Raw genomic sequence first — 9,703 nt, 5'->3', positions numbered from 1 at the left:
CGCGAAGGCGGGCGCCTGAACGATGCGCGCCGTCCCCTCGATCCTCGGCTTCGGCGCCATTGCGATCGACGACATCGTCTATGTCGATCAGCCGTTGTCGGCGGGCAAGGGAAAGGTTCTGCAAAGCACGCGCGCTTTCGGCGGAAATGTCGCGACGGCCCTTGCCGCCGTCGCGCGGCTTGGCGGAAGCGCCGGGTTTATCGGGTGGCTGGGCAGCGCCGATGACGATGCCGCCTTGTGCGACCTCGTCGCCAGCGGCGTCGAAACCGCATTCGCGCCACGCCATCCCGACGCGCGCCCGGTACGCTCGCGCATCACCGTCGGCTCGGACGGGGACCGGTTCATCGCCTATGACGACGACGCGATGCTGGGCACCGCACCGGACTTTCCGGACGATATCCTCAGCCGCGCGACTGTCCTGATCGTCGACAGCTACGCGATCCGCTCGCTGGATGCCGTGGCCCGGGCTCGTGATCTCGGCCTCGCGATCCTCGGCGATGTCGAATGGAGCGCCGGCCCAGCCACGGACAGGCTGATGGCGCTCTGCGACCATCTCATTCTTCCGCTCGGCTTTGCGCGGACCGCCACGGGCTGCCGAGCGCCCGCCGAGATGCTTGATGCCTTGTGGTCGCCATCCCGATCCGCAGTCGTTCTGACCGACGGCGGCCGAGGCGTCTATTACCGCGGGCGCGAGGAGACAACGCTCTGGCACCTGCCTCCGCACCGGGTTGCGATCGTCGACTCGACCGGTGCCGGCGACTGCTTTCATGGCGCCTATGCCCATGCATTGACGCGCGGAGCCGACACCGCGGGCCGGGTGGCACTCGCGGCCGCGGCGGCGGCGCTTTCGATAACCGGGCGCGGCGGACGCGAGGCGCTTCCGACCGACAACCAAGTCACGGAATTGCTGGCATCGGCGAGCGCGCCATCGGCGGTCGAAGTGAAATATGCGCGCCTCGATCCCGGAACATAGGCTGAAACTACCCGAGCAAATTCTCACAAGCAAAAAAGCCAAGGCGAAGAACAAAATCATCGGCTTTGACTTGTGGAGGGAGGAATATGGCGGAAGTCATTCTTGAGAATATCTGCAAAACCTACGGGAACAGTTTTCGTGCGATCGACCGATTGAACCTGTCGATCGAGGATGGCGAGTTCCTGATCCTGGTTGGACCGTCCGGCTGCGGCAAATCCACTGCCTTGCGAATGATCGCGGGATTGGAGGACATCACCAGCGGCAGCCTTTGCATCGGCGGCATAGACGTCGTCGACATGCCGCCCAAGGACCGGGACATCGCGATGGTCTTCCAGAGCTATGCGCTCTACCCGCATATGACGGTGTTCGAAAACATCGCCTTCTCGATGCGGCTGGCGGGCAAGCCGAAGGCCGAGCGCAAGAAGCGCGTGGACGAGATCGCCAAGACCCTTCAGCTGACGTCGCTGCTGGACAGCAAGCCCGCCAACCTTTCCGGCGGGCAGCGTCAGCGGGTCGCCATGGGCCGCGCCATGGTGCGCGAGCCGGCTGCTTTTCTCATGGACGAGCCGCTCTCCAATCTGGACGCAAAACTGCGCGTGCAAATGCGCGCCGAGATCACCAGCCTGCAGAAGCAGCTCGGCGTGACGACCATTTACGTCACCCACGACCAAACCGAAGCGATGACGATGGGGGACAGGGTCGCGGTGCTGAAAGGCGGCGTGCTGCAGCAGGTCGACACACCGAAGCGGCTCTATGAATCGCCGGTGAACGCCTTCGTCGCCGGTTTCATCGGCTCGCCTTCGATGAACCTTTTCGAAGGGACGCTGACGGGCGACGAACTGACGGCCGGCACCTTCGCCATCCAGCTGCGGGATGCAGCCTTCGAGCGAAGACCGGGCTTGAGGTCGTATGCGGGGCGCAAGATCGTGTTCGGGATCCGGCCCGAGCATCTCTATGACAGCAGCCTCGAATCCGGCCGCAAATACCAGACGATCCCTGCAAAGGTGACCTCGATCGAAGAGCTCGGGTCCGAACACATCGTCCATCTCAACATCGACGCGGTCCGGGTGGATTCAGGCGACCCGGACGCGGTGAGGGATTTCGGCCTGGCGTCGAATGCGGTGGCAAAATTCGAACCGGAAAGCGCAGTCCGCTCCGGCTCGGAAATCCGGCTGGCCCTGGATGATAACAAGCTCCATTTCTTCGATCCCGAAACGCATCTGGCGATCTGAAGATTTGCGGCAAGGCCAGCAGGCGGGAGCGAAGCGCCTGCGAATGAAGACTGCTGAATAAACCAGACGATCGCCCGCATTGTGCGGCCGATCTCAAAGAAGGAGGAGAAAATGACATTTCGGATAAAGCCCGCCATGCTGAAGATGGCCGCGGCCGCATGGCTGCTTGGCGCAACCAGCGCCATGGCGGACACGACCCTGGAATTCGCCCAATGGTGGGAGCCCGAATTGCCCGCAGGCTCGCTGCGGAAGATCATGGACGAATTCGAGGCCGCGAATCCCGGCATCAAGGTGACGCTGGTCAGTGGCCCCTATGCCGCCACGCGGGATCAGATCTCGGTCGGCGCGGCGACCGGAACGCTGAGCGATGTCGTCGGCCTCGATGGCGCCTGGGTGAACAATCTTAACGCGCAGAACGCGCTCGCCGACATGAACCCGATGATGGATGCGAGCAAGTTCGACAAGACGCAAGTCGCGGACATCATCAAGGTGGACGGCAAGGCCGTGATGTTCCCGGTCGCTTCCTTCGTCTATCCGGTATTCGTCAATCTGGATCTCGCCGCCCAGGCGGGCGTCACCAAGCTGCCATCGACCCGGGCGGAGTTCCTCGAGGCCGCCAAGAAGATGACCCGTGCCGACAAGAACCAGTATGGCTGGGTGCTGCCGCTGTCGCTGCAGTCGCCGTCCGGCGTCCAGAACGACATGATGTCGTGGGTCTGGGCGTCGGGCCAGTCGATGATGGCTGACGGCAAGCCCGCCCTCGAGGGCAAGCCGGTGGTGGACATGCTCACCTTCGTCAAATCGCTCAACGACGCGGGCACCATCTCGCCCGGCATCGCCACCAAGACCGAACAGGAAAAGGTCGAGGAATTCGTCAACGACCGGGTGGGGATGATGATCGACTCGCTCGCGCATGTGAACCTCATCCGCAAGCGCAATCCGAAGCTGAACTTCGACCTCATTCCGGTCCCGGTCGTGGAGAACTACAACGGCAAGCGCGGTCTTCCCTACGCCTCCTGGGGCATCGGCATCTCCGCCGGCTCGAAGCATCAGGAGGAGGCCTGGAAACTCGTCCAATATCTGATGAGCGAGAAGGTCAACGCCAAGCTGGTGTCGCTGGCCAACGCCTTCCCGGGCAATGTCAACGCCAAGCCCGATTTCGTGACCTCGGACAAGGCTTTCGGCAAGGCTTTCGAAATCTTCAAGACCGGTTACCTCGCCAATGAGTTCACGGGTCTGCCGGTGGCGGAAGACCTGATGACCCAGTTCGACGTCGAAGCCCAGAAGATGCTGGCCGGCGAGCAGTCTCCGGAACAAGCCGCGGCCAACGCTCAGAAAGGATGGACGGCTAAATTCTGATCGGCCTGTTTCACGATCTTCGACCGGGAGGCCTGACTTCGGGCAGGCCTCCCGGCAACAACGTACCGGCGACGCGAGTGTTCGCGAAGCTCGCCTTCTCTCGAAGGCGTACCCCAAGGTTGGCACATGACCCGGCAGAAGCGCTCCCGTCACAGACTGAAACGAACGGTCGCACCCTATCTCTATCTGTCGCCCTCGCTGGTGATCATCGGCCTGCTCATGCTGCTGCCGATGGTGACGGTGATTTCCTATTCGTTCCAGAACAGCGCGGTGCTGCGTCGCGACCCGTCCTTTGCCGGGCTGAAACACTACCAGGCGATCTTTGCCGATCCCGTGTTCTGGGCCTCGCTGTGGCACACGCTCTACTTCACCTGCATGAGCGTCGTTTTCCACATGACCATCGGCATGATCTTCGCGCTCATGCTGAACAGCGACCGCATCAATCCGACGCTGCGCAACATCCTGCGCGTGCTCTACATACTGCCCTGGCTCTTCACCGCGGTGATCATAGCGGTGATCTGGCGCCTGCTGCTCGAGCCCAACGGTGTCGTCAACAGCATTCTCATGCAGCTGGGTCTCATCGGCTCCAAGATCGAGTGGTTTTCCTCGCCCGAGACCGCGCTGCACGCCGTCACCTTCGCCAATATCTGGGCGGGCTACCCGCTCTTCATGGTCAGCCTGCTCGCGGGCCTGCAGGGCATCCCCAAGGATTTCTACGAGGCCGCCGATATCGACGGGGCGAAGGCCTACCAGAAGCTGATCTTCATCACCATTCCCCAGCTGATGCCGATCATCATCAGCATCTCGCTGCTCGATTTCATCTGGACGATGCAGGTCTTCCCGTTGATCTGGATCACGACGGGCGGCGGTCCGATCTACTCGACCGAGGTGCTCAGCACCTACACCTACAAGCTGGCGTTCTCGAGCTACAACCTGTCCCAGGCGTCGGCGAGCGCCGTGGTCATCCTGCTGATCTCGCTTGGCCTGACGCTGTTCTACATCCGTTATCAGAAGGCCCGGTAATCACCATGAGGAAAAGGCACACGACGAAGGACAGGCTGATCACCGTCGCGCTGCATATCGCGCTTGTCGCGGGGCTGTTTTTCGCGGCCTTCCCGATCTACTGGATGCTGAGCAGCTCGTTCAAATCGAACACCGAGATCTTCGCCCTGCCGCCGACCATCCTGCCGAAGGCCTTCACGCTGGAAGCCTATGCAGAGATCCTTGGCGACCCGGTCAAGCTGCGCTTCTTCTTCAACAGCTACTTCGTGGCCTTCGTGGTGACTGTGCTGACGGTGCTGATCGCCTTGCTGGCGGCCTACGGGTTCAGCCGCTTCAATTTCCGCGGCAAGGGCAGCCTGAACACCCTCATCATCAGCACGCAGACCATCCCGCCGATCACGCTTCTGATCCCCTTCTTCGGGCTCGTCGTCTCGTATCGCATCTTCGACACCTATATCGCGCTGATCCTGACCTATCTGGTCTTCACCCTGCCCTACGCGATCCTTTTGATGACGGGCTATCTGAACACCTTGCCCCGCGATCTCGACGAAGCTGTCGCCGTCGACGGCGGCACCAGTTGGACAGCGCTCTGGCGGGTGATCGTGCCGATCTCGTTGCCTGGTATCGTGGCGACGTCGGTCTATACTTTCCTGTTGTGCTGGAACGAATTCCTCTTCGCGCTGACGCTGACGAAGTCGACCTCCATGCGCACCGTCCCCATCGGCATCCAGCTTCTGATGGGGCAGCACGCTTTCGAATGGAACCAGATGATGGCGATGAGCGTGCTCGGCTCATTGCCGCTGTTGTTGATCTACCTCATTGCCCAGAGGTTCTTCCTCGCCGGCATGACCGCGGGCTCGGTCAAATAGGCACGTCCCGCGGAGAACCAAGGAATGAAAGGATGAACGTGAGAGACCTCAAAGTCGGCTGCCAGACCTTCACCTGGGAAATGCTGGGAGACCGGTTCACCGGCGGCCCCGATGATCTCATCAAGGCGATCGCCGACGGCGGCTATGCCGGCATCGAGATCACCGACACGATGATCGGCCGCTATGCCGACAAGCCGGCCGAATTCGCCGCCGCGCTGAAGGCGTCCGGCCTCACGCTCGTCTCCTTCGCCTTCGGCTCGAAAAGCGGCTTTACGCTCAAAGAGAAAATTGGCGAGGACCTCGACACAGCCAAGCGCTGGATCGACTTCGCCGCCCCCTTTCCGGGCACGCTGGTGTCGATGGGCTCGGCGACGGTCGTGTCGGACGGTCCGCGCGAGGACAAGTTTGCCATCGCGGCCGAAGTCTACAACCGTGCCGGCGAGCTCGGCCGCAAGGCCGGCGTCCAGGTCGCGGTGCATCCGAGCTCGCACCACAACACGCTGCTGTTTGACCGCGCCGACTATGACAGCATCTTTGGGTTGATCGACGCTTCGCTGGTCGGCTGGGTGCCGGACACGGGGCACATCTTGCGCGGCCACAAGGACATGGCCGACACGCTCACGACCTATCGCGACCGCATCCGCTACGTGCATCTGAAGGACGTCGATGCGAACGGCACCTGGGCGATGCTCGGCAAGGGCGTCTGCGACACGGCAAAGGTGATCGAGATCGCAAGTGCTGCCCCCAACTTCAACGGCTGGCTGGTGCTTGAGGAGGAATCCGAGACTGCCGCCGCCGATCCGGCCGGCGCGGTCAAGACCAACCGCCAGACCATGCGCGGCTACGGGGCGTGAGACGATGATCCACAAGCAAGACCATCGCCTTCGTGTCGGTGTGCTCGGCTGCGGGCCGATCGCGCAGTTCGCGCATCTGGAATCCTGCGTGAAGGCAAGCAACGCCGATCTCTACGCGATCTGCGATGCGGCGCCCGATCTGCTGGCGCGGATGGGCGCCACCTACGAGCCGCGCAAGATGTATGGCGACTATGACGAAATGCTCGCCGATCCGGAGCTCGAGGCGGTGATTGTCGCCACATCGGACGCCTATCACGTGCCGATGTCGATCAAGGCGCTGCAAGCGGGCAAGCATGTGCTGTGCGAAAAGCCGATCGGCGTCTCGGTCGAGGAAGGCGAGAAGCTTGCCGAAGCGGTCAAGCGCTCGGGCAAGGTGCTGCAGGTCGGGCACATGAAGCGCTTCGACCCGGCGCTGGAAGCGGCGCGCGATTTCGTGCGCGACGAGATGGGCGAGATCCTGGCGCTCAAGGCCTGGTATTGCGATTCCACCCATCGCTACACCAACACCGACGCAGTGCAGCCGCTGCCCATCACAAGCAAGCTGGCGAAGAAGCCGGGCGGCAATCCGAAGGCGGACCTGCGGCAGTACTTCATGCTGGCGCATGGCTCGCATCTCGTCGACACGGCGCGCTTGCTGTGCGGCGAGATCACCGCCGTTCGTGCCCGCCTCAACGAGCGCTTCGGCGCCTATTGCTGGTTCGTCGAGACCGAATTCGCCAATGGCGCGCTCGGCCATCTCGACCTCACCGTCGCCGTGCGCATGGACTGGCACGAAGGCTTCCAGCTCTATGGCCAGAACGGCTCGGTGATCGCGAAGACTTTCAATCCCTGGTATTTCCGCGCCAGCGAGGTCGACATCTTCCACGAGAAGGACGCGACCTCGCGCAAGCCGCTCGGCGCCGACGGCCATTTCTTCCGTCGCCAGTTGGAGGGCCTCGCCGACACGGTGCTCAACGGCGCGCCGCAGCGCGGCGCCACGGTCGAGGACGGGCTCGCCTCGATCCGCGCCATGGTAGCGATCGCCCGCTCGGTTGAGAGCGGCGAGCGCGTCGCGCTCGCCAGCGTGACGGGAGCGGTCTGATGCAGGTCGGCGTGTTCGCCAAGACCTTCCCGGGCAGCGAGCCGACCGGCGTGCTTGCCGCTGTCCGTGATGCGGGCTTCGCGGCCACGCAGTTCAACCTCGCCTGCGCCGGCCTGCCGTCGATGCCGGACGCGGTTCCGGACGCGGCGATCGACACTGTCGGTGCCGCTGCCAAGGCGACCGGAATCAGTCTCGTCGCTCTCTCCGGCACATACAACATGGCGCATCCGGACAGCCGGATGCGCCAGGACGGACTGCGACGGCTGGCGGTTGTCATCGAAACCGCGGCCAGGCTTTCGATCCCGCTCGTCACGCTCTGCACCGGGACGCGCAACGCCGAGGATCAGTGGGCGTACCATCCCGACAATTCCGATCCCACGGCCTGGGCCGACATGGCGCGCGAGATGGAAAAGGCGCTTCGGCTTGCCGAGCGCCACGGCATCGATCTCGGCATCGAGCCGGAACAAGCCAACATCGTCACATCGGCTGAAGACGCGATACGACTGATCGGCGAGATGGGCTCGAAGCGGCTGCGCATCGTGCTCGATCCAGCCAATCTGTTCGAGCGAGCGAATGCCGAACAGGCACGCTCCATCGTTGCCGAAGCGGTCGAGTGCGTGGCTGGCCATGTCTCTTTGGCGCATGCCAAGGACCGCTTCGCCGACGGCCGCTTTGCCACGGCCGGACAGGGCGTGGTCGACTTCGCCGACTTCATCGCCCGGCTGAAAGCCACAGGCTTCGACGGGCCGCTGGTGACGCATGGGCTCTCTGCCAGGGAGGCGCCGGGCGTCGCGCGTTTTCTCAAGGAGCTGGTGTGATGGCGGGCCAGATTGCGCTTCTTCGCGACGGCGCGACGCTGCTCCGCACCGACACGGGCGAAGGCCCGGCGGTGGTGTTCCAGCACGGGCTCGGCGGCGGTGAGGCGCAGGTCGCCCAGACTTGCCCCACCGGCTTCCGCCGTATCACGCTGGAATGCCGCGGCCATGGCGGCTCAGGCTTCGGTGAACGGCGACCGTTCTCGTTCGAAATGTTCGCTGACGATGTGCTTGCCGCGGCCGACCGGGCCGGCCTCGACCGCTTCGTTGCCGGCGGCGTCTCGATGGGCGCAGGAATCGCGCTGCGCCTCGCCTGCCGCCATCCGGAGCGCGTCACAGGCCTTATCCTGCTGCGACCGGCATGGACGTTTTCGCCAGCGCCGCAGAACATGGAACCGATCGCCGAGGCCGCCGAGCTCATCCTCGAACATAGCGCCGACGAGGCAAGGAGGATCTTCGCGCAATCCGAGACCGCCACGCGGCTCTACCGCGACGCGCCTGACAATCTCGCTTCGCTGCATGGCTATTTCGACCGGCCCGACGCCAAAGCCTTCGCGCGGGTGCTTGCCGACATCGCCGGCGATGGACCCGGCGTTTCGGAACGCGACGCTGCCGCGCTCGACATTCCGGCGCTGGTCATCGGCAACGAAATCGATGCCGTGCACCCATTGTCGACCGCCTATGCATTGGCTGCGGCAATACCCGGCGCGACCTTCACGAAAGTAACGCCCAAGGCGCGCGACAGCGCGAAGCATTTCGCCGAGCTGCATGAGCAGATCAACTTCTTCCTTCATTCCCACTCGAAAGCCCGGAGCCTCATTCCGTCATGATCGCCAAACTTCTCTCCGGACCGGCGGCCATAGCCGCGCTGCCGCGCAACCGGCTCATCGGCGAATTCTCGCTTTGGTCGGCGGATCTCGCCAACATGGAGCGCGACCTGAAGCGGATCGAAGCCCATGCCGACCTGCACCACATCGACGTGGCGGACGCCCGCTTCACCCCCGGCTTCCTGTTCTTCCCGGATCTGGTGGCACGCATCGCCAGGCTGACCGCCAAACCGATCCATGTGCATCTGATGGTCGAGGCGGAAATCGTCGAGGCGCAGACGCGCCAGTTCATCGAGGCCGGCGCCGACCTCGTCACCATCCACGCCGAAAACGGCGAGGCCGGGTTGCGCGCGGTGAAACTGGCGCATGAGCTCGGCGCCGAGGCGGGCGTGGTGCTGCGGCTAGAAACGCCGGTCGACGCGATCGAGCCGTTCCTGCCTGACGTCGCCTTCGTGACGCTGCTCGGCACCGCGATCGGCGTCAAGGGGCAAAGCCTGTCCGAAAAGGCCTGCCCGCGACTGATCGAGGCGCGCGCGCTGATGCGACAGGCCGGGCGCGAGGCCGACATCATTTTGGCAGCCGATGGCGGCATTCGCCACGAGACGGTGCCGCTGCTGCGCGCCGCAGGCGCAGACACTGTGGTGCTGGGCTCGCTCGCCTTTGGCGATCCCGACCTCGCGCGGCGCATGGC

The 9,703-nt window shown here is 63.7% G+C and carries 10 protein-coding genes; all 10 read left to right on the top strand.

Going from position 1 to position 9,703, the window contains the following annotated elements; translation table 11 throughout:
- The first annotated feature begins 22 nt into the window (after positions 1-22).
- Entirely contained in the window at positions 23-973 is a 951-nt protein-coding gene (locus EOA28_RS13595; RefSeq protein ID WP_127249183.1) for a PfkB family carbohydrate kinase, read from the top strand.
- An 86-nt stretch (positions 974-1,059) separates the two neighbouring features.
- Entirely contained in the window at positions 1,060-2,205 is a 1,146-nt protein-coding gene (locus EOA28_RS13590) for an ABC transporter ATP-binding protein (protein ID WP_127249182.1), read from the top strand.
- Between the two features lie 111 nt (positions 2,206-2,316).
- Complete coding sequence (locus tag EOA28_RS13585; RefSeq protein ID WP_127249181.1) at positions 2,317-3,564, top strand: sugar ABC transporter substrate-binding protein; 1,248 nt, start codon at positions 2,317-2,319, stop codon at positions 3,562-3,564.
- 126 nt (positions 3,565-3,690) lie between these two features.
- Positions 3,691-4,587 carry a sugar ABC transporter permease gene (locus EOA28_RS13580; RefSeq protein WP_042639037.1) on the top strand — a complete coding sequence of 299 codons (897 nt, stop codon included), beginning with the start codon at positions 3,691-3,693 and terminating at the stop codon, positions 4,585-4,587.
- Between the two features lie 5 nt (positions 4,588-4,592).
- On the top strand, positions 4,593-5,435 hold the full coding sequence (locus EOA28_RS13575; RefSeq protein ID WP_126081274.1) for a carbohydrate ABC transporter permease: 843 nt from the start codon (positions 4,593-4,595) through the stop codon (positions 5,433-5,435).
- A 32-nt stretch (positions 5,436-5,467) separates the two neighbouring features.
- Complete coding sequence (locus tag EOA28_RS13570) at positions 5,468-6,289, top strand: sugar phosphate isomerase/epimerase (RefSeq protein WP_127249180.1); 822 nt, start codon at positions 5,468-5,470, stop codon at positions 6,287-6,289.
- Positions 6,290-6,293: 4 nt separating this feature from the next.
- Entirely contained in the window at positions 6,294-7,370 is a 1,077-nt protein-coding gene (locus EOA28_RS13565; protein WP_128314955.1) for a Gfo/Idh/MocA family oxidoreductase, read from the top strand.
- The gene (locus EOA28_RS13560) at positions 7,370-8,188 is read left to right on the top strand and encodes a sugar phosphate isomerase/epimerase family protein (RefSeq protein ID WP_126081271.1); all 819 of its coding nucleotides are present in this window, start codon (positions 7,370-7,372) and stop codon (positions 8,186-8,188) included. The genes EOA28_RS13565 and EOA28_RS13560 overlap by 1 nt, the downstream gene beginning before the upstream one ends.
- The gene (locus EOA28_RS13555; protein ID WP_127249177.1) at positions 8,188-9,015 is read left to right on the top strand and encodes an alpha/beta fold hydrolase; all 828 of its coding nucleotides are present in this window, start codon (positions 8,188-8,190) and stop codon (positions 9,013-9,015) included. Before EOA28_RS13560 ends, EOA28_RS13555 begins: the two co-directional genes overlap by 1 nt.
- A partial coding sequence (locus EOA28_RS13550) for a ribulose-phosphate 3-epimerase (RefSeq protein WP_128314954.1) occupies positions 9,012-9,703 on the top strand: 692 nt, incomplete at its 3' end. The genes EOA28_RS13555 and EOA28_RS13550, both read left to right, overlap by 4 nt.

The sequence above is a fragment of the Mesorhizobium sp. M2A.F.Ca.ET.067.02.1.1 genome (assembly GCF_004023285.1).
Classification (GTDB): domain Bacteria; phylum Pseudomonadota; class Alphaproteobacteria; order Rhizobiales; family Rhizobiaceae; genus Mesorhizobium.
This window is presented reverse-complemented; position numbering and strand designations above follow the sequence as displayed.